Genomic DNA, 18,173 nt, shown 5'->3' on the forward strand with positions numbered 1-18,173 from the left:
AGCGATGATCCTGTTTGAATTGATCGACTTCGATATCCTTCGCGTCATGTGGTGGGTGCTGCTAGGCGTCCTGTTGATCGGATTTGCCGTGACCGACGGGTTTGACATGGGGGTCGGCGCATTGCTGCCCTTCGTGGGCAAGACCGACGTGGAACGCCGGATGGTGCTCAACACCGTCGGGCCGGTCTGGGAAGGCAACCAAGTGTGGTTCATCCTGGGCGGCGGCGCCATCTTTGCCGCTTGGCCCCCGCTTTATGCGGTCAGCTTCTCGGGCTTTTACCTGGCGATGTTTGCCGTTCTGGCGGCGCTGATCCTGCGGCCGGTTGGCTTTACCTACCGCTCCAAGCGCGACAGCCAAAGCTGGCGCAATGGCTGGGACTGGGCGTTGTTCGTGGGCGGCGCGGCACCGGCGCTGTTGTTCGGCGTGGCCGTTGGCAACGTTCTGCTGGGTGTGCCGTTTTACCTGACCGAGGATCTGATGCCGATGTATGACGGCAACTTCTTCATGAAGTTCATCGGTTTGCTGCGGCCCTTCGCGATCGTGTCGGGGGTGGTGTCGCTGTCGATGCTGCTGATGCACGGCGCGGCCTGGCTGACGCTGAAGACGGAAGGGCCGGTCCAGATGCGGGCACGCACCATCGGCACCTATGCCGGGATCGTGGCGGCGCTCGCCTATGCGCTGGCCGGTGTCTGGCTTGCCTTTGGCGTGGACGGGTTCCGGATCGTCAGCGATGTGGCGGCCAATGGTCCGTCCAACCCGCTGTATTCCGAGGTGGCGCGCGGTGGCTCGTGGATTGAAGCCTATAGCATCCGTCCCTGGATCGTGATCGCCCCGATCATGGGCTTTGTCGGTATCGCGATGGCGGTGCTGGGTCTGCGCGCCGGGCGCGAGGTTTCGACGCTGCTGTGGTCCAAACTGGCGATCACCGGTATCATTTCCAGCGTCGGTTTGACCATGTTCCCGTTCATCCTGCCCTCGATCGTTGATCCCAACAGTTCGCTGACCGTCTGGGACAGCTCGTCCTCGCATCAGACGCTGTTCGTGATGCTGGTGGCGGCGGTGATCTTTGTGCCGCTGATCCTGGCCTATACCGCATGGGTGTACAAAGTGCTGTGGGGCAAGGTGACAGAAGACGACGTCACCAGCGGCCATAGCTATTAAGGAAGGAAGACAACGATGTGGTATTTTGCTTGGCTGCTTGGCCTTCCCTTGGCTGCGATGGTCGCTGTGTTGAACGCGATGTGGCTTGAAATGCGCGAAGATGCGCGGCTGACCGAAGAGGACGGCAAGAGCTAATCTCTCCCGAGAACGTCCCCGGGAGGGGGCAGACCGGGACGGGCGCCTTTCGGGGCGCCCGTTTCCGTTTGGGGGAGGGCGATCATATCGCACATAAAAATACATCCTGAATACAGGTTATTGATCTGCGTCAAATCCCGGCATCCCGTCGCATGCGATAAACGCAATGTGAATTGCAGGGCACGGACCATATGATCACCCAGACCAGTTTTCCCAATTGCCACCGCCGTTTCCTTGGAGGCGTTGCGCTGGGCGACGTGGCCGTTGTGCCCAAGGGCAAGACAGCGCCCTGAAGCCCCGCGCGTTAATTCAAACCAATCCTGACAAATGGAGTTCCAGATGAAGCGCCTTTTGACTGCCGCCGCCCTGGCCGCACCCGTCCTGACCACCGCCCCGGCCCATGCCGAGGCTCCCGAAACGCTGGTAACCGTGCTGACCGCGCCCGAGGCGCAGACGCAGCTGATGGCGATGGTGCTGGCCATGCAGGCGGCGCAGCAGGGGGTGACCCCGCATATCATGCTCTGCGGTCCGGCGGGGGATCTGGCGCTCAAGGATGCGCCGGCAAGCGCCACCGCAGGCCAGCCGCCCAAGAACATGAGCCCGCAGGGCTTGATGCAGATGATCATGAAGCAGCCCGGTGCCAAGGTCGAGGTTTGCGCGATCTACTTGCCGGGCAGGGGGGCTGACATGTCGGTCCTGCTGGACGGCGTCGGCGTTGCCAAACCGGGCGAGATGGCAGCCGCCATCATCGACGAAAACGCCCGTGTGATAAGCTACTGACACCGGCGCGCCGTGTCTGTGCGACCAGCCGTCGTGACCTTATGGTCGCGGCGGCTTTTTCATGTTTCGTAATATGTGATCAGAATCCCCCGTGATCAGATCAGCGCGGCCAGCCCCATATCGGCCAGTTGCCGCGCCACCTGGGCGGTGAACCCCTGTGGCTCGTCCGGGCGCGGCGAATACCAGAACACCGGTGCGTTCAGCAGGATCAGCACGCTGTGCAGGGTCACAGACAGGTTCTGACAGCGAAACTCTCCGCTTTGCATCCCGGCGTGGATCACGCTGCGGAACAGATCCTCATAGCCGCGTTTTGCGTCCCGGATACGGGCTTCCATCGCGCGGTCGGATTCGGTGGCGGATTTGCCCTCCAGCCCGGTGTAATGTTGCAGAACGACCTTGTGATAGGGCAGGGTTTCAAACACGGCGGCGATATGGGTCAGCGCCATATTGTGAAAGTTCTGGCTTGGCGACAGGTTGTCATCCATCACCGGCGCAACCGCCCGGCGGGTGAATTCCGGTGCCTGCAGTCGCACCGCGCCCAGAAGCGCGCCGCGCGAGGCGAAATGGTGGTAAATCCGCCCCTTCGTCGACCCCAGACTGTGCGCGATATCATCCACCGATGCCGCGTTCACCCCCAGCTTCATGAAGCATTTGGCGGCGGCATCCAGAATTTCGTGGTGAGAGTCTGAGATCTGTTCTGACATTGGTGGCCGGGTGTTGTGGCGTGAGGGACGAGGGTCTGGCAGCGCCTCCGCAGGCGGGGACCAAGGGGGCCACCTGCCACGAGGCGGCCAAAAGGTTTCTTCTTGCTCTGTGGTGGCTCGAAAAGAAATATTAATGCGTTTCAGTGATTGACAAGACAGGTACATACCGCGTGGTATGTTAGAAAGCAATAAAGCTGGCTTCGTGTGAGGACGCGAACCGGCGGTGCGAGACCGGGGGAGGATGAGGCCGGTTCGCGTCGTGACGCCATAATGGCGAGGGGGAGGAAAATTTGGACGTTTTGCAACTGCTGGTCAGCGGTCTGGCGAACGGCTGTGTATACGGTCTGATCGCGCTGGGCTTCGTTCTGATCTACAAGGCGACCGAGGCGGTGAACTTCGCCCAGGGTGACCTGATGATGCTGGGCGCCTTCGTGACGCTGGGCCTGACCAATGCCGAATATGTCGGCCTGCCGTTCTGGGTCGCCGCGCCGCTGTCGATCGCGCTGATGGCGCTGATCGGTTATCTGCTGGATCTGCTGATCCTGCGCCACCTGTCCGGGCAAAGCCAGACCTCGGTGGTGATCCTGACCATCGCCATGGGGTTCGTGCTGCGCTTTGTCGCTGGGGCGATCTGGGGCCACGAGCCGCAGACGCTGCACAGTCCGCTGGCGCTGGGCGATTTCCAGGTCGCCGGCGTGGTGCTGGGCATGGCCGACATGGCGGTGATCGTCGTTACCTTTCTGTTGACGCTGTTTCTGTACCAGTTCTTCCAGCGCACGCGACTGGGGCTGGCGATGCAGGCGGCATCGCAGAACCAGATGGCCGCCTATTACATGGGGATCCCGGTGAAAAGGGTGCAGGGCATGATCTGGGGTCTGTCCGGTGCCGTGGCCGCCGTGGCTGGCATCCTGTTCGCCTCCAAGGGGGCGATTGATCCCAATGCCGGGCTACTGGGGATCAAGGCCTTTGCGGCGGCAGTCATCGGCGGCTTTGGCAGCCTGCCCGGTGCCTTGGCGGGGGGGCTGATCGTGGGGGTGATCGAACCCTTTGCCTCGCGCTATCTCGCCGCCGGATATTCGCAGGTCGCGCCCTATGCGCTGTTGCTGTTTGTTCTGGTGTTCCGTCCGCACGGCCTGTTCAGCCAGGTCCGCACGAAAAAGGTCTGACACCATGCGCATTCATTTCAAGACATCCTATGAGAACGACATCCGTCTGTTCCCTGACCGCTGGAGCTTTTTCGTCTATGCCGCGCTGGTGGCGGGGGCCATCATCCTGCCGTGGCTGCTGGACGATTTCTTTCTGGGCGAGGTCACCAACGTTCTGATCTGGGCGATCGCCGGGCTTGGGCTGATGCTGCTGACCGGGCAGACCGGACAGGCAAGCCTGGGGCACGCGGCGTTTCTTGCGCTGGGCTGCTATTCCTGCATCATCTTGATGGAGCACGGGGTGCCGTTTCTGCTGGCCTTTCCGCTGGCCGGGGTGATTACGGGGATCTTCGGCACGCTGTTCGCGATCCCTGCGGTTCGGCTGCATGGCATCTATCTGGCCATCGCCACCATGGCGCTGTCGATTCTGGCCGACGACATCATCGTGATGCTGGCACCCTGGACCGACGGGGTCAGCGGCAAGTTTGCCCCGACCATCACCATTTTCGGGCTCGAGATCGAACGCTGGACGACGCCGGATCGGTTCTACTGGCTGGTCCTCGTGGTGACGATCCTGTGCACGCTGGCCTATCGCAACCTGTTGCGCGCGCCGCTGGGCCGGGCCTTTGCCGCTGTGCGCGATTCCGAGGTTTCGGCCACCGCCATGGGGGTGCATATCGCCTTTACCAAGGCGGCGGCCTTTGGCCTGTCCTGCGCGATCACCGGGCTCGCCGGGGCGCTGATGGGGTTCTATGCCGGCGCCTTCAACAACGAGACCTTTTCGGTCGTGATCTCGATCAGCCTGTTGATGATGATCGTGATCGGCGGCTTGGGGTCGATCCACGGGGCGTTCTTCGGGGCGATCATCATCGCCTTTCTGCCGCAAGCGCTGTCGATGGCGAGCGATACGATCGGTGGCCTGTTGGGCGCCAACAACGTCGCGATCCCGGGGCTGGAAACCGGCGTGTTCGGGGCCATCCTGATCCTGTTCATCATGTTTGAGCCGATGGGCATCTATGGCCGCTGGCTCAAGATTCGCACCTGGTTCGAGCTGTTCCCCTTTGCCCGCAAGGACATGTTCAAGCGTCAGAAAAGCTACCTCAAGACGGAGCGTCTGAGATGAGCCTGCTGGAGATCAAGAACGCCACGCTGAAATTCGGTGGCGTGGTGGCCGTCAACGACCTGAGCTTTTCGGTCGAAGAGGGCGAGGTCTATGCCATCGTGGGGCCGAACGGGGCGGGGAAATCCACCGTGTTCAACCTGATATCCCGGTTCTACGATCCCTATTCGGGCAGCATCAGCTTTGATGGGGCAAACCTGTTGGATCGCCACGCCGATGCGGTGGCCGATCTGGGGATCGCGCGCACCTTCCAGAACATCGAGTTGTTCGATCATGCCACGGTTCTGCAAAACCTGCTGGTGGGCCGTCACCGCCACCGCAAAAGCAACATGATCCAAGAGCTGCTTTTCACCCCCCGGGTCCGGCGCGAAGAGCATGTGCATCGCGAGGCGGTGGAGCGGGTGATCGATTTCCTCGATCTGCAACCCTATCGCAACAAGATGATCGCGGGGCTGCCCTATGGCGTGCGCAAGGTGGTGGAACTGGGCCGCGCGCTGGCCTCGGATCCCCGGCTGCTGTTGCTGGACGAACCGGCCTCGGGGCTGTCGGTCGAGGAAACGCAGGACATGCGCTGGTGGATCGACGACATCCGCAAACAGATGGGGATCACGGTCCTGATGGTGGAACATGACATGGGGCTGGTCTCGGGCGTGTCCGACCGGGTGCTTGCGTTGGCCGACGGTGCCAAGCTGGCCGAAGGAACCCCGGCCGAGGTGCAGGCAGATCCGGCAGTGATCGCGGCCTATCTGGGCACGGGGGCGGTGTGATGGGGCAGACCGTTTTAGAAATCAAGAATCTGGAAAGCTTCTATGGCCCGATCATGGCGATCCGGGGCGTCAGCCTAAAGGTCGGGCAAGGGCAGGTCGTGACGGTGCTGGGTGCCAATGGCGCCGGAAAATCCACTCTGCTCAAGACGATCTCGGGGATCATGGAGCCGGAAAAGGGCAAGATCCTGTTCGAGGGCGAAGAGATTCAGGGGATGGAACCGCACCAGATCGTCAATCGCGGCATCGTCCATGTGCCCGAGGGGCGCGAGGTGTTCCCGCTGCTGAGCGTCGACGAGAACCTGAGCCTTGGCGCCTATACCCGCAATGACCGCGTCGAGATCGAGCGCGACCGCCAGATGGTGTTCGACTATTTCCCGATCCTCGCCGAGCGGCGCACGCAAGAGGCCGGGACGCTTTCGGGCGGGCAACAGCAGATGTTGGCGATCGGGCGGGGCCTGATGCGGCGACCCAAGATCATGCTGCTGGACGAACCCAGCCTCGGGCTGTCACCGCTTTTGGTGCAAGAGATCTTTGGCATCCTGCGGCGGCTGAACAGCGACGAACATGTGACCATGATGCTGGTCGAACAGAACGCGCGGGTGGCGCTGGATCTGGCGGATGTGGGTTACGTGATGGAGATAGGCCGGATCGTGATGGAAGGCTCCGCCGATCGCCTGATGGAGAGCGAGGACATTCAGGCGTTCTACCTTGGCCATCAGGAACAGAGCCAGCGCGGCGAGAGACGCTGGAAACGCAAGAAGACCTGGAGGTGAGGCGATGAACCTGCAATCGACCGACCAGATCGAGGTGAATGGCGTCATGCTCAACGCGGTGCCGGGATCGCGCCCGGCGCTGGTGGATGGCTGCGACACGGTGGTCAAACTGTTCGCCCGGCGCTGTGCCGAGATGGGCCACAAGACCGCGCACCGGGAAAAGGATCTGGGCATCTGGCAATCGCACAGTTGGCGCGACTATTGGGACCATGCCAAATGGCTTGGGCTGGGCCTGCGCGCGCTGGGGCTGAAACGGGGCGAGGTGGTTTCGATCCTGTCCGAGGATCGTAAGGAATGGCTGTACGCCGATATGGGCATTCAATGCGTCGGCGGCATTGCCTCGGGGGTCTATACCACGGACTCGGCCAGCCAGCTGGAATATATACTGCGCGATTCCGACAGCCGGTTCCTGTTCGTCGAGGGCGACGAGCAGCTCGACAAGTTTCTCGAAATCGAGGATCTCGCGCCGCAGGTGCTCAAGGTCATCATTCTGGAGCAAGAGGGGCTGCACGACCTGCGCCACGACAAATGCGTGTTTCTCGACGAGCTGTACGAGACCGGCCGCGTGTTCGAGGCCGAGAATCCCGGGTTTTTCGAGGCCGAGATCGAACAGGTACAACCCGGCGATACCGGGCTGTTGATCTATACTTCGGGTACCACCGGCGCGCCCAAGGGCGCGATGCTGAGCCAGGAAAATATCATCGGGGCCGTGGTCTCTGGCGCGCATGCGCTGCCGACGCTGCCCACCGATCAGCAGCTGTGCTTCCTGCCGCTCTGCCATATTCTGGAGCGGGATGTTTCGGTCTATTTTCCGCTGGCGGCGCGGGCGACGGTGAATTTCGCCGAAAGCCCGGAAACCGTGTTCGACAACCTGCAGGAGGTGTCCCCGTCGCATTTCACCGCCGTGCCTCGGGTGTGGGAAAAGATCTATTCCCGGGTGCTGGTTCTGGCGCAGGAGGCCACACCGGCGGGGCGTCTGGCGTTTCATCTGGCGCAAAGGGCCGGGGCCAAGCGGGCCGATTATCTGTTGGCGGGCAAGACGCCGCCGGCATTGGTTTCGGCGTATTATGCGGTTTGGGATTTTCTGGTGCTGCGCAACCTGCGCCGCATGCTGGGCATGGACAAGATGCGGCGCGGGGCGACCGGCGCGGCGCCGATCTCGCCCGAGCTGATCAAATGGTACTGGTCCATCGGCGTAAAGCTGATCGAAGGCTATGGCATGACCGAGAATGCGGGGCTGGCCACGGTCAACCTGCCCGGTGACAACAAGCTTGGCACTGTGGGCAAGCCGGTGCCGGGGTTTCATGTGCGCATCGCCGAGGATGGAGAGATCCAGACCTTTGGCCTCAACAATTTCCAAGGCTACTGGCGTAACAACGAAAAGACCGCCGAAACCTTTACCGAGGACGGCTGGCTGCGCACCGGCGATGTCGGGCGCGTCGACGAGGATGGTTTCCTGACCATCACCGGGCGGCTCAAGGACATCATCATTACCGCGGGCGGCAAGAACATCACCCCCGCCGAGATCGAAAGCCGGCTGAAATTCAGCCACTATATCTCGGATGCGGTGGTGATCGGGGACCGGCGCAAATACCTCAGCTGTCTGGTCATGATCGATCAGGAAAACGTCGAGAAGTTTGCGCAGGACCAAAAAATACCGTTCAGTGATTTTGTATCTCTCTGTGCCGCGCAGGAGGTGATTGATTTGATCGGCCGCGAGGTCGAGGCGGTCAACAAGGAGTTCGCGCGGGTGGAGCAGATCAAGGATTTTCGCCTGATCAACGTGCTTCTGACGGCAGAGGATGAGGAGCTGACCGCAACCATGAAGCTCAAGCGCAGCTTGGTGGAAAAGAAACATAAGGCGCTGATCGACGAGATGTACTGAACATGGTGTGAAACGTACAATTCTTTGGGAGGAGAATCATGAAGAAACTGACAAAGGCCCTGGCCGCTGCGGCGTTTGCCGCCGGTCTTGCCGGCAGCGCTGGCGCCGAGACCCAGGGTGTGAGCGATACCGAGGTGGTGTTCGGCTCGGTCAATGACCTCAGCGGCATTTTTGCCGCAGTGGGCGTCCCGGCCGTGCACGGTGCCAACCTGCGCTTTGACGAGGCGAACGCGGCGGGCGGTGTGCATGGCCGCATGATACGCTTCGTGGTCGAGGACAACGGCTATCAGATTCCGCGCGCGATGCAGGGCTATAACAAGCTGCTGAATCGCGACAAGGTGTTCGGGATGCTGCTGTCGCTGGGCACACCGATGAACCTGGCGGGCTTCAAGTTGCTTGATCCCAAGGGGATTCCGAATATCGGGCCGCTCACCGCCGCGCGCGACATGTTGCAGGAGCCGATGCACAACAAGTTCGTCGGGTTTTCCAGCTATTGGGACCAAGTGCAGGAAGGGGTGAAATACCTTGCCGCCGAGAAGGGCGCCAAGAACATCTGTTCGATGTACCTGCCCACCGATTTCGGCAAGGAAATCGGCGACAGCACAAAGGATGTCGTCAGCACGCTGGGGCTGACCTTTGCGGGGGAGACCACGCACAAGCCCGACGAGCTGGATTTTGTCGGCTCTCTGACCAAGCTGAAGGCTGCCGAATGCGACCTGATCACGCTGGCTTTGGGCGTGCGGCAGGCGATCACGGTGGTCGGCACCGCCAAGAAACTGGGCTGGACCGACGTGATGTTCCTGAACACCTCGGCCGGTTTTCTGGACGTGGTGGCAGCGGTGCCCGGTGGCGTGACCGACGGGCTCTATGCTGCGGCCGGTTGGGTCGATCTGAAATCGCGCGCCGATGTGCCAGCGGTGGCCAAGTTCATGGCCGACTACAACGCCAAGTACAATCAGGACGCTGGCGGGTTCTCGATGCTGGGGTATTCCGCAGCCGATACGGTGGTGCGTGCGCTGGAAGCGGCGGGGCCGGATCTGACGCAGGAGAGCTTCATCAAGGGGATGGAGACGCTCGAATATCGGGATGAGCTGGCCGACGCCCAGATCACCTATGGTCCTGACGACCACCAAGGCGCCGATGAGGTCATGATCTCGGTTGTCGAGAACGGCGAGTGGAAGCTGCTCAGCCGCCAGTGATACAGGCGCGAACAGGCTGATATACCCAAACCGGCGCGGTCTTCGCGCCGGTTTTTTTATTGGCAGGATGGGCTGGACGGGCCAGTGTGATATGGTCGCGAACAGGCGAATTGCCGCAGGATCGCGCCGCCACCGGCGGGCAAAAAGACTCGCGATCTCAAACAAATTCGAATAGGCGTTACCGGAAACCTGACTTGCACGAGGTTTTCGTTACATTAGACAAGGTGAGAGGGCCTGTCGGCCTTGGGAGTAATATTGTTTCGCGTGTTGGAGGCAGGCACAGGGCGAAAGAATAGGCAATATATTGCATTGCCGCGGGAGAGCGGCATTATATTGCTTGAGACGGTCAAAAGGGAGGAATCACATGACCAAACGGAGAAGTGTTCTGGGCTTGGTGGGCGGCGTTGCCGTTGCCGCGCTGATGGCGAGTTCGGCGATGGCGCAAGACGTGACGCTGAAGCTCCACCAGTTTCTGCCGGCGCAGGCCAACGTGCCGAAGCTGATTCTGGATGTCTGGGCCGACAACGTGGAGAAGGACTCCGGCGGTCGCATCAAGGTTGACCGGTATCCCTCGATGCAGCTGGGTGGCAAGCCGCCTGAGTTGCTGGACCAGGCGATCGACGGCGTGGCGGATATCGTGTGGACCGTTGTGGGCTATACCCCCGGCCGGTTCCCCGGCACCGAAGTGTTCGAATTGCCCTTCATCATGACCAATGCGCGCGCCACTTCGCGGGCCTATTGGGAAATGTTCGAAGAGCACTGGAAAGACTCTGATTTTAAGGACGTGCACATTCTGGGCACCTGGGTTCATGGCCCCGGCCTGATCCACTCGGCCGATCCGGTCGAGACCCCGGATGACCTGCAGGGCATGAAGATCCGCGGCGGCTCGCGCTCGGTCAACGCACTGCTGACCGAACTGGGCGCAACCCCGGTTGGCATGCCGGTTCCGGCGATTCCCGAGGGCCTGTCCAAGGGCGTGATCGACGGCACCACCATCCCGTGGGAGGTGACCACGGCGCTGAAAGTGCCGGAGTTGGTCGAGAACCATACCGAGTTCACGGGCAACGCGCTGTATGTTCTGACCTTCGTTCTGGCGATGAACAAGGAAAAGTATGACAGCCTGCCCGATGACCTGAAAAAGGTGGTCGACGACAATTCGGGGTTGGAATTCTCGATCTTTGCCGGCGGCACCCAAGCCGATTCCGATGGTCCGGCGCGCCAGATGGCCGTGGACATGGGCAACAACATCATCACGCTGGACGAAGAGCAAACCGCCGTTTGGCGGGCCGCGTCACAGCCGATCTATGATGCGTGGCTCAAGGACATGGACAGCAAGGGCATCGACGGTCAGGCCCTGCTTGACGAGGCGCAGTCCTTGATCGCCAAATACACGCCAATGTACGAATAACATTCGGCGGTATCGTGATCCGGCCGCAGCGGCTTTGGTGCCGCTGCGGCCCATTCATTCAGACCACTGGCAAGCCGAAGGGGAAGGCATGCACGCATTGTTCACCGCTCTGTCCAGGTTCATGGCGATATTGGGCGGCATCGTCCTGTCTGTATTGATCCTGTTGACCTGCGTATCCATTCTGGGGCGGAGCCTGAACGGCATTCTGCACAGCGATTTCGTCATGGGCATCATGCCCGGTTTTGCGCAATGGCTGATCGACATCGGCGTCGGGCCGGTCAATGGCGATTTCGAACTGGTCGAGGCCGGTGTGGCCTTTGCCATCTTTGCCTTTATCCCGCTGTGTCAGATCACCGCTGGTCATGCCTCGGTCGATATCGTGGCCAATGCGCTGCCGCGCGGCGTCAACCGGTTCCTGCGCATGGTGACCGAGGTGATCTTTGCAGCCGTTCTGGTGCTGATCGCCTGGAAACTGGGTGACGGGATGCTGTCCAAAAAGGGCTATGGCGAGACCTCGTTTCTGCTGCAATTCCCGGTCTGGTGGGCCTATGCGGCCAGCCTGTTCGGGGCCGTGGTGTCCGCCATCGTGGGAACCTACATGGCTGGCGTTCGGGTGACCGAATTCCTGACCGGCCGCATAATCATCTGGGACGGGGTGGAGACAGATCAATGAGTACGCTTGAAGTCGGGATTGCGTCCTTTCCCGCCCTGATGGTCCTGATCTTTCTGCGGGTGCCGATCGGGCTGGCCATGTTCGTCGTCGCGCTGGTCGGGCTGGTCACCGTCACCGGCGACACCACGGTCGCCTTCGCGCGGCTGAAAAGCGAAACCTATACGACCTTTTCCAGCTATTCGCTGACCATCGTGCCGATGTTCCTTTTGATGGGGCATTTCGCGACGCTGGGCGGCATGTCGAACGCGCTGTTCAAGGCGGCCGAGGGCTGGTTGGGGCATCGCAAGGGCGGTGTCGCAATGGCCTCGATCGGCGCCTGTGCCGGGTTCGGCGCGATCTGCGGCTCGTCGCTGGCCACCGCCGCCACCATGGGCCGCGTCGCGCTGCCCGAGTTGAAGCGATATGGCTATGCCGGCGGGTTTTCGACCGCGACGCTGGCCGCTGGCGGCACGCTGGGCATCCTGATCCCGCCCTCTGTGGTGCTGGTGATCTATGCCATCCTGACCGAGCAGAATATCGCCAAGCTGTTTCTCGCGGCCTTTATTCCGGGTCTGTTGGCGGCGCTGGGCTATGTTCTCGCGATCTCAATCTATGTCCGGCTGTACCCTGAATCGGCGGGCATCCGGCCGCGTGTGCCCTATGCGGAGCGGTTCGCCGCGCTGCTGCAGGTCTGGCCGGTTCTGCTGGTCTTTGCGCTGGTGGTGGGCGGTATCTATCTGGGCTGGTTCACGCCGACCGAGGGTGCGGCCGTGGGGGCCGCGGGCACGGGGCTGATCGCATTGCTCAATGGCGGGCTGACCCGGGTAACGCTGGTGGACAGTTTCTTTGTCACCGCGCGCTCGACCGCGATGATCTTTTTCATCGTTCTCGGCGCGGGGTTCTATAACGGATTTCTGGCGCTGACGCAGGTGCCGCAAGAACTGGCTGACTTTGTGGTCAGCCAGGGGTTCTCGCCTTGGCTGGTGTTGACGTTGATCCTGATCTTCTACCTCGTGTTCGGCTGCCTGATGGACAGCCTGTCGATGATCCTGCTGACGATCCCGATCTTTTATCCGGTGATCAGTGTGATGGATTTCGGTCTGGTCTCGCTGGCCGGATTGCAGGGCGACGCGGCGATGGAGGTGCTGAGGCACGGTGTGCCGGATGGCATGACGACGGATATGCTGGCGCAGATCAAGAATGCGATCGCCAGCGGTGCCGAGCTGACCCGCGATCAGATGAAGGCGCTGGACATCCGCATGACGCGCGGCATGGCCAACCGGATCGAGACCGAGCATGTGGCGATCTGGTTTGGCATTCTGGTGCTGATCGTGGTCGAGGTTGGCCTGATCACGCCGCCGGTGGGGATGAACCTGTTCATCATCAACGCGATGGACCGCAAGACGCGGATGGTCGACACCTACAAGGCGGTGATGTTCTTTGTCGGCTCCGACCTTGTCCGGGTGGTCATTCTGGTGGCCTTCCCATCTATCACGCTGTTCTTGTTGCGATAACGGGCGCACAGCGAGCTAAATATTGGCCCGGTCCCCGGTTTGGGGGTCGGGCCTTTTTCGTTTCCGTCTCGTTGCCCTGTCGTTGCATTTTGGCTCCCGTGACCTCGGATCGCGGCAGGATTTGTGCAAAATAATGCCAAATATATTAGCATTATCTTGCATACACATGATGGAAATGCATGATGAGCCACAGCGAGTCCCGGGCCGCGCGGAGGAGCGTTTGCTGGCGGTCGGGACGGGCAGGCAGGACCGAGAGGGAGGAGAACCCATGCACGCATCGGGGAACGCGGCGATCTATTTTGTGGATCGTCACATTGACGAAGGCCGGGGCGACAAGATCGCCTTTCGTGAGGCGGACGGGGACAGGCGCAGCCTGACCTACGGCCAACTCGCTGAGGAGACCGCGCGCTTCGCCGGTGCGCTGGATCGCCATGGCGTGCGGCGCGAAGAACGGGTGGCGATGATCGTGCGCGACCAGATCGAATTTCCGGTGGTGTTCTGGGGGGCGCTCAAGGCGGGCGCGATCCCGGTGCCCCTGAACACGCTGCTGTCCACCGACATTTACGAGGCGGTGCTCAACGATAGCCGTGCCTCGATCCTCGTCGTCTCGCAGGAGCTGTGGGAGGTCGTCGCCCCCGCCGTGGCCGACAACCGGTTTCTGCGCGCGATCCTCGTGATCGGTGACGCGCCCAAGGGCACCGAAAGTTATCGCGCCTTTGTCGAAGGCGCCGAACTGGCCGACACGGTCGAGGCGCATGAGGATGAACTGGCGTTCTGGCTCTATTCCTCGGGCTCGACCGGGTTGCCCAAGGGGGTGCGGCACGTGCATTCCAGCCTCAGGGCCACCGCCGACACCTTTGGTGCGCAGGTGCTGGCGATCGACGAGGGGGATACGGTTTATTCCGTGGCCAAGCTGTTCTTTGCCTATGGGCTGGGCAACGGCATGTCCTTTCCGATGTCCGTGGGGGCCACCACGGTTCTATTCGGGGGCCGTCCGACCCCGGATGCGGTGTTTGACATCATGAAGACCGAACGCCCGACCATCTTTTGCGGGGTGCCGACGCTCTATGCCGCCGTGGTCGCCGCGCAAGAGGCCGCTGGCGGGATGCCGGACCATACGATCCGCATCTGCACCTCGGCGGGCGAGGCGCTGCCGCGCGAGATTGGCGAGCGCTGGGAAAAACTTTGGGGCGCCGAGATCATCGACGGCGTCGGCTCGACCGAGATGCTGCATATCTTTCTGTCGAATCGGCCCGGTGACGTCGTCTATGGCACCTCTGGCATTGCGGTGCCGGGATACGAGGTGCGTCTGGTCGATGAGCATGACGAGGATCTGCCCGATGGCGAGGTCGGCGAGTTGTTGGTGCGCGGCCCCTCCTCGGCGGATGGCTATTGGAACCGGCGCAACAAGTCGCAATCGACCTTTGCGGGTCACTGGACCAGAACCGGCGACAAATACGAGCGTACGCCAGATGGCCGCTATGTTTACTGCGGGCGCACCGACGACATGTTCAAGGTGTCCGGCATCTGGGTTTCCCCGTTCGAGGTGGAGCAGGCGCTGATCGAACATCCCGCCGTGCTGGAGGCCGCCGTTGTGGCCCGGGCCGATGAAAAGGGGTTGGATAAACCGGCCGCCTATATCGTGCTCAAGACCGGGGCTGATCCGAGCATCGCGGGCGATCTGAAGGATCTGGTCAAGGACAAGATCGGCATGTGGAAATACCCGCGCTGGATCGAGGTGGTGGACGAACTGCCCAAGACCGCGACCGGCAAGATCCAACGCTACAAGCTGCGGGGCGCGGCGTGATGGTGGCGCTGGACTGGTCCGAGGTCCCGAAAACCCCGTTGGTGGTGGACGGGGTAACGCTGGAATACAGCTGCTTCGGCCCCCCGCCACAGCAGGCGCCAACCATCGTGATGCTGCACGAGGGGCTGGGCTGCGCCGCGCTGTGGCGTGATTTCCCCGCGCGGGTGGCGGCGCGCACCGGCATGGGCGTGCTGGTCTATTCGCGGCAGGGCTATGGCCAGTCGGACCCGGCCAAGCTGCCGCGCCCGCTGGATTTCATGACGCGCGAGGCGGTGGATGTGCTGCCGCATGTGCTGGATCAGGCGGGGATTGCCCGCTGTATCCTGTTCGGCCATTCCGACGGGGCAACCATCGCCGCGATCTATGCCGGCAGCGTCGAGGATTTTCGCGTGCGCGGGCTGATCCTGATGGCGCCGCATTTCTTTACCGAAGAGATGGGCCTGAAAGAGATCGCCAAAGCGCGCGAGGTCTTTGCGCGCACCGATATGAAGGAGCGGATGGCCAAGTATCACAAGGATCCGGAAAATGCCTTTCGCGGCTGGAACGACACCTGGCTCGATCCGGGGTTCAAGGCGTGGAACGTGGGCGAGGTGATCGACTATCTTCGTATTCCGGTGCTGGCGATACAGGGGCGTGACGACCAATACGGCACGCTGGCGCAGATCGAAGAGATCGAGAGCCGGTCCTATGCGCCGGTCGACACCGTGATCCTTGAGGATTGCAAGCATGCCCCGCATCAGGAGCAGTCGGAACAGACGCTTGATGCCGTGGCCGAGTTTACCGCCCGGTTGGAACGGATCGAGGCGGCCGAGGTGGTGCCAAGCTGACCCGCCCGCGCTATCCAGACCCGCCGCATGCCTATGTGCCGGGGCAAAATGCCCGCCATCCCGAGGGCGCGTTCGAGGACGTGACCCGAACGGCGCGACCGGGCATGACGCCCGCCGCGCTGGCCGCGTCCGAGGCGTGGCGCACCGGGTGGAGATATCTTGAGACCGGCTATTTCTGGGAAGCGCATGAGCTGTTCGAGCCGGTCTGGCGGGCGCTGCCGCCGAATTTACGCGCGCGCGCCTTTGTTCAGGGGGCGATCCAGATCGCCAATGCGGCGCTGAAAGCGCGGATGGGCCGCCCCCGCGCGGTGCTGCGGCTGTGCGATTTGGCGCAGGCCCATCTGGACGCCGCCGGCGTGCTCGGAGCCGCCGCGATGCAGGGGGATCGCGATTGGCTGGTGTCGAAAGGGGTGCGGATGCGGGCGGTCGCGACTCGCGCGCTGGAAGAGGATGCGAAATAGTGCATAATATTGCACGTGCGCCTTGGGGGAATCCGCGATATATTACGCATGATCTGGTAAGATGTTGATTTGCTGCACAACAGCATGCGCACTATTATGCACAAATCTGTTTACGCCAGCGGGTGAATGACATAAGTTGCACCAACTCAGATTTTCTCAGGAGCGCGACATGGGCAAAGTGATCGACTTTCAGACTGACCCCTCCAAATACCGCCATTGGCGGGTCGAGTATGATGGAGAGGTCGCCAATCTTTTCATGGATGTGGATGAGAATGGCGGCCTGTTTGACGGCTACCAACTCAAGCTCAATTCCTATGATCTGGGCGTGGACATCGAACTGGCCGATGTCGTGCAGCGGATGCGGTTCGAACACCCCGAGGTCAAGGTCGTGGTGATGCAGTCGGGCAAGGACAAGGTGTTCTGCGCCGGGGCCAATATCCGGATGCTGGGTGGGGCGGCCCATGCGCACAAGGTGAATTTCTGCAAATTCACCAACGAGACGCGCAACACCTTCGAGGCCGCCGAAGAGGATTCCGGTCAGAAATACATCGCTGCGGTCAAAGGTGCCTGCGCGGGTGGCGGATACGAACTGGCGCTGGCCTGCAACTATATCATGTTGACCAATGACAGCACCTCGTCTGTCGCGCTGCCCGAGGTGCCGCTGCTTGCGGTTCTGCCGGGCACCGGCGGGCTGACTCGTGTCACCGACAAACGCAAGGTGCGCCGCGATCTGGCCGATGTGTTCTGTTCGGTCGAAGAGGGCGTCAAAGGCCAGCGCGCAGTGGATTGGCGTCTGGTGGACGAGGTTGTGCCAAATTCGAAATTCAACGCGGTGGTGCAGGAACGGGCGCGCGAATTTGCCGCCAGTTCGAAAAAGGCATCGGGCGCGACCGGCATCGCCTTGACCCCGCTGGATCGCACCTTCGGCGAAGACAGCGTGACCTATTCGCTGGTCGAGGTCGCCATCGACCGCGCCGGGCGCAAGGCCACGATCACCCTGTCGGGCCCGGATACGGATGCGCCGGGCAGCATGGACGCGGTGCAGGCGCAGGGCTGTGACAGCTACATGCTGCGGCTGGCGCGGGAACTGGACGATGCGCTTTTGCATCTGCGCCTGAACGAGCGCGAGATCGGAACGCTGGTGTTTCGCACCCAGGGCGATCCGGAAAAACTGATCGCGCATGAAAAGCTGTTGATCGACAATGGCGATCACTGGCTGGCCAACGAGATCCTGAAATTCTGGAAACGCGTGCTCAAGCGGGTCGATCTGACCTCTCGCTCGATGGCGGCGATGGTGGAACACGGCAGTTGCTTTGCTGGCGTGCTGGCCGAACTGCTCTGGGCCTGCGATCGCGGCTATATGATGCTGGATGATTTTGAGGGCGACAATCGCCCGACGGCCACCGTCACGCTGACGCCGGGCAACTTCGGTCTGTACCCGATGAGCAACGATCTGACCCGGCTGCAAACCCGGTTCTTGGGCACGCCCGAGACCGTGGACGCGCTGAAGGCGAAGATCGGCGAGCCGATGGAGGCCGACGCGGCCGACAAGGCCGGGCTGATCACCTATGCCTTTGACGATATCGACTGGGAGGACGAGGTGCGTATCTTCCTTGAAGAGCGTGCCAGCTTCAGCCCCGATGCGATGACCGGGATGGAGGCCAACCTGCGCTTTCCCGGGCCAGAGACGATGGAAACCCGTATCTTTGGCCGCCTGACCGCGTGGCAGAACTGGATTTTCCAGCGGCCCAATGCGGTTGGCAAGGACGGGGCGCTGCAACGTTACGGCACCGGCATCCGCGGCGATTACAATATGGAACGGGTGTAACAACAG

The 18,173-nt window shown here is 61.7% G+C and carries 17 protein-coding genes; 16 read left to right on the forward strand and 1 reads right to left on the reverse strand.

The window, feature by feature from the left end; genetic code table 11:
• The first annotated feature begins 4 nt into the window (after nucleotides 1-4).
• The 3 genes from cydB to E1B25_RS15775 all read left to right on the forward strand — a co-directional run bounded on the left by cydB (nucleotide 5) and on the right by E1B25_RS15775 (nucleotide 2,077).
• Nucleotides 5-1,162 carry a cytochrome d ubiquinol oxidase subunit II gene (cydB, locus tag E1B25_RS15765; protein WP_132830481.1) on the forward strand — a complete coding sequence of 386 codons (1,158 nt, stop codon included), beginning with the start codon at nucleotides 5-7 and terminating at the stop codon, nucleotides 1,160-1,162.
• 15 nt (nucleotides 1,163-1,177) lie between these two features.
• Nucleotides 1,178-1,297 (forward strand): cytochrome bd-I oxidase subunit CydX, encoded by a 120-nt coding sequence (gene cydX / locus E1B25_RS15770; RefSeq protein ID WP_132830482.1) that lies wholly within the window; start codon nucleotides 1,178-1,180, stop codon nucleotides 1,295-1,297.
• A gap of 339 nt (nucleotides 1,298-1,636) precedes the next feature.
• Nucleotides 1,637-2,077 (forward strand): DsrE family protein, encoded by a 441-nt coding sequence (locus E1B25_RS15775; RefSeq protein WP_132830483.1) that lies wholly within the window; start codon nucleotides 1,637-1,639, stop codon nucleotides 2,075-2,077.
• A gap of 95 nt (nucleotides 2,078-2,172) precedes the next feature.
• Here the strand turns inward: E1B25_RS15775 and E1B25_RS15780 are convergent, their stop codons facing one another.
• Nucleotides 2,173-2,781: a TetR/AcrR family transcriptional regulator gene (locus tag E1B25_RS15780; protein ID WP_132830484.1), complete on the reverse strand. Its 609-nt coding sequence runs from the start codon at nucleotides 2,779-2,781 to the stop codon at nucleotides 2,173-2,175.
• Nucleotides 2,782-3,071: 290 nt separating this feature from the next.
• Here E1B25_RS15780 and E1B25_RS15785 point away from each other — a divergent pair, with 290 nt between their 5' ends.
• The 13 genes from E1B25_RS15785 to boxC all read left to right on the forward strand — a co-directional run bounded on the left by E1B25_RS15785 (nucleotide 3,072) and on the right by boxC (nucleotide 18,167).
• Nucleotides 3,072-3,947, forward strand: a complete 876-nt coding sequence (locus tag E1B25_RS15785; RefSeq protein ID WP_132830485.1) for a branched-chain amino acid ABC transporter permease — start codon at nucleotides 3,072-3,074, stop codon at nucleotides 3,945-3,947.
• A gap of 4 nt (nucleotides 3,948-3,951) precedes the next feature.
• Complete coding sequence (locus E1B25_RS15790) at nucleotides 3,952-5,049, forward strand: branched-chain amino acid ABC transporter permease (RefSeq protein WP_132830486.1); 1,098 nt, start codon at nucleotides 3,952-3,954, stop codon at nucleotides 5,047-5,049.
• Nucleotides 5,046-5,813 carry an ABC transporter ATP-binding protein gene (locus E1B25_RS15795; protein ID WP_132830487.1) on the forward strand — a complete coding sequence of 256 codons (768 nt, stop codon included), beginning with the start codon at nucleotides 5,046-5,048 and terminating at the stop codon, nucleotides 5,811-5,813. Before E1B25_RS15790 ends, E1B25_RS15795 begins: the two co-directional genes overlap by 4 nt.
• Complete coding sequence (locus E1B25_RS15800; protein ID WP_132830488.1) at nucleotides 5,813-6,586, forward strand: ABC transporter ATP-binding protein; 774 nt, start codon at nucleotides 5,813-5,815, stop codon at nucleotides 6,584-6,586. Before E1B25_RS15795 ends, E1B25_RS15800 begins: the two co-directional genes overlap by 1 nt.
• 4 nt (nucleotides 6,587-6,590) lie before the next feature.
• Nucleotides 6,591-8,471 carry an AMP-dependent synthetase/ligase gene (locus E1B25_RS15805; protein WP_132830489.1) on the forward strand — a complete coding sequence of 627 codons (1,881 nt, stop codon included), beginning with the start codon at nucleotides 6,591-6,593 and terminating at the stop codon, nucleotides 8,469-8,471.
• Nucleotides 8,472-8,509: 38 nt separating this feature from the next.
• Entirely contained in the window at nucleotides 8,510-9,670 is a 1,161-nt protein-coding gene (locus tag E1B25_RS15810; RefSeq protein WP_132830490.1) for an ABC transporter substrate-binding protein, read from the forward strand.
• Between the two features lie 364 nt (nucleotides 9,671-10,034).
• Nucleotides 10,035-11,078 carry a TRAP transporter substrate-binding protein gene (locus E1B25_RS15815; RefSeq protein ID WP_132830491.1) on the forward strand — a complete coding sequence of 348 codons (1,044 nt, stop codon included), beginning with the start codon at nucleotides 10,035-10,037 and terminating at the stop codon, nucleotides 11,076-11,078.
• A gap of 88 nt (nucleotides 11,079-11,166) precedes the next feature.
• Nucleotides 11,167-11,751 carry a TRAP transporter small permease gene (locus E1B25_RS15820; RefSeq protein WP_132830492.1) on the forward strand — a complete coding sequence of 195 codons (585 nt, stop codon included), beginning with the start codon at nucleotides 11,167-11,169 and terminating at the stop codon, nucleotides 11,749-11,751.
• The gene (locus E1B25_RS15825; RefSeq protein WP_132830493.1) at nucleotides 11,748-13,244 is read left to right on the forward strand and encodes a TRAP transporter large permease; all 1,497 of its coding nucleotides are present in this window, start codon (nucleotides 11,748-11,750) and stop codon (nucleotides 13,242-13,244) included. The genes E1B25_RS15820 and E1B25_RS15825 overlap by 4 nt, the downstream gene beginning before the upstream one ends.
• Before the next feature lie 268 nt (nucleotides 13,245-13,512).
• Nucleotides 13,513-15,051 (forward strand): benzoate-CoA ligase family protein, encoded by a 1,539-nt coding sequence (locus tag E1B25_RS15830; protein WP_132830494.1) that lies wholly within the window; start codon nucleotides 13,513-13,515, stop codon nucleotides 15,049-15,051.
• Complete coding sequence (locus E1B25_RS15835; RefSeq protein WP_132830608.1) at nucleotides 15,051-15,878, forward strand: alpha/beta fold hydrolase; 828 nt, start codon at nucleotides 15,051-15,053, stop codon at nucleotides 15,876-15,878. Before E1B25_RS15830 ends, E1B25_RS15835 begins: the two co-directional genes overlap by 1 nt.
• A 35-nt stretch (nucleotides 15,879-15,913) precedes the next feature.
• Nucleotides 15,914-16,339, forward strand: a complete 426-nt coding sequence (locus tag E1B25_RS15840) for a DUF309 domain-containing protein (RefSeq protein WP_132830495.1) — start codon at nucleotides 15,914-15,916, stop codon at nucleotides 16,337-16,339.
• A gap of 169 nt (nucleotides 16,340-16,508) precedes the next feature.
• Complete coding sequence (gene boxC / locus E1B25_RS15845; RefSeq protein WP_132830496.1) at nucleotides 16,509-18,167, forward strand: 2,3-epoxybenzoyl-CoA dihydrolase; 1,659 nt, start codon at nucleotides 16,509-16,511, stop codon at nucleotides 18,165-18,167.
• Nucleotides 18,168-18,173: the final 6 nt, after the last annotated feature.

The sequence above is a fragment of the Antarcticimicrobium sediminis genome, assembly GCF_004348975.1.
GTDB classification, from domain to species: Bacteria; Pseudomonadota; Alphaproteobacteria; order Rhodobacterales; family Rhodobacteraceae; genus Antarcticimicrobium; species Antarcticimicrobium sediminis.

What these genes read in the sequence shown, in the direction of transcription:
- E1B25_RS15835 (WP_132830608.1), top strand. Translation starts at nt 15,051, where the DNA reads ATGGTGGCGCTGGACTGGTCCGAGGTCCCGAAAACCCCGTTGGTGGTG.
- E1B25_RS15795 (WP_132830487.1), top strand. Translation starts at nt 5,046, where the DNA reads ATGAGCCTGCTGGAGATCAAGAACGCCACGCTGAAATTCGGTGGCGTG.
- E1B25_RS15820 (WP_132830492.1), top strand. Translation starts at nt 11,167, where the DNA reads ATGCACGCATTGTTCACCGCTCTGTCCAGGTTCATGGCGATATTGGGC.
- E1B25_RS15805 (WP_132830489.1), top strand. Translation starts at nt 6,591, where the DNA reads ATGAACCTGCAATCGACCGACCAGATCGAGGTGAATGGCGTCATGCTC.
- cydB (WP_132830481.1), top strand. Translation starts at nt 5, where the DNA reads ATGATCCTGTTTGAATTGATCGACTTCGATATCCTTCGCGTCATGTGG.
- E1B25_RS15825 (WP_132830493.1), top strand. Translation starts at nt 11,748, where the DNA reads ATGAGTACGCTTGAAGTCGGGATTGCGTCCTTTCCCGCCCTGATGGTC.
- E1B25_RS15800 (WP_132830488.1), top strand. Translation starts at nt 5,813, where the DNA reads ATGGGGCAGACCGTTTTAGAAATCAAGAATCTGGAAAGCTTCTATGGC.
- E1B25_RS15830 (WP_132830494.1), top strand. Translation starts at nt 13,513, where the DNA reads ATGCACGCATCGGGGAACGCGGCGATCTATTTTGTGGATCGTCACATT.
- E1B25_RS15780 (WP_132830484.1), bottom strand. Translation starts at nt 2,781, where the DNA reads ATGTCAGAACAGATCTCAGACTCTCACCACGAAATTCTGGATGCCGCC.
- E1B25_RS15775 (WP_132830483.1), top strand. Translation starts at nt 1,637, where the DNA reads ATGAAGCGCCTTTTGACTGCCGCCGCCCTGGCCGCACCCGTCCTGACC.
- cydX (WP_132830482.1), top strand. Translation starts at nt 1,178, where the DNA reads ATGTGGTATTTTGCTTGGCTGCTTGGCCTTCCCTTGGCTGCGATGGTC.
- E1B25_RS15815 (WP_132830491.1), top strand. Translation starts at nt 10,035, where the DNA reads ATGACCAAACGGAGAAGTGTTCTGGGCTTGGTGGGCGGCGTTGCCGTT.
- E1B25_RS15810 (WP_132830490.1), top strand. Translation starts at nt 8,510, where the DNA reads ATGAAGAAACTGACAAAGGCCCTGGCCGCTGCGGCGTTTGCCGCCGGT.
- E1B25_RS15790 (WP_132830486.1), top strand. Translation starts at nt 3,952, where the DNA reads ATGCGCATTCATTTCAAGACATCCTATGAGAACGACATCCGTCTGTTC.
- boxC (WP_132830496.1), top strand. Translation starts at nt 16,509, where the DNA reads ATGGGCAAAGTGATCGACTTTCAGACTGACCCCTCCAAATACCGCCAT.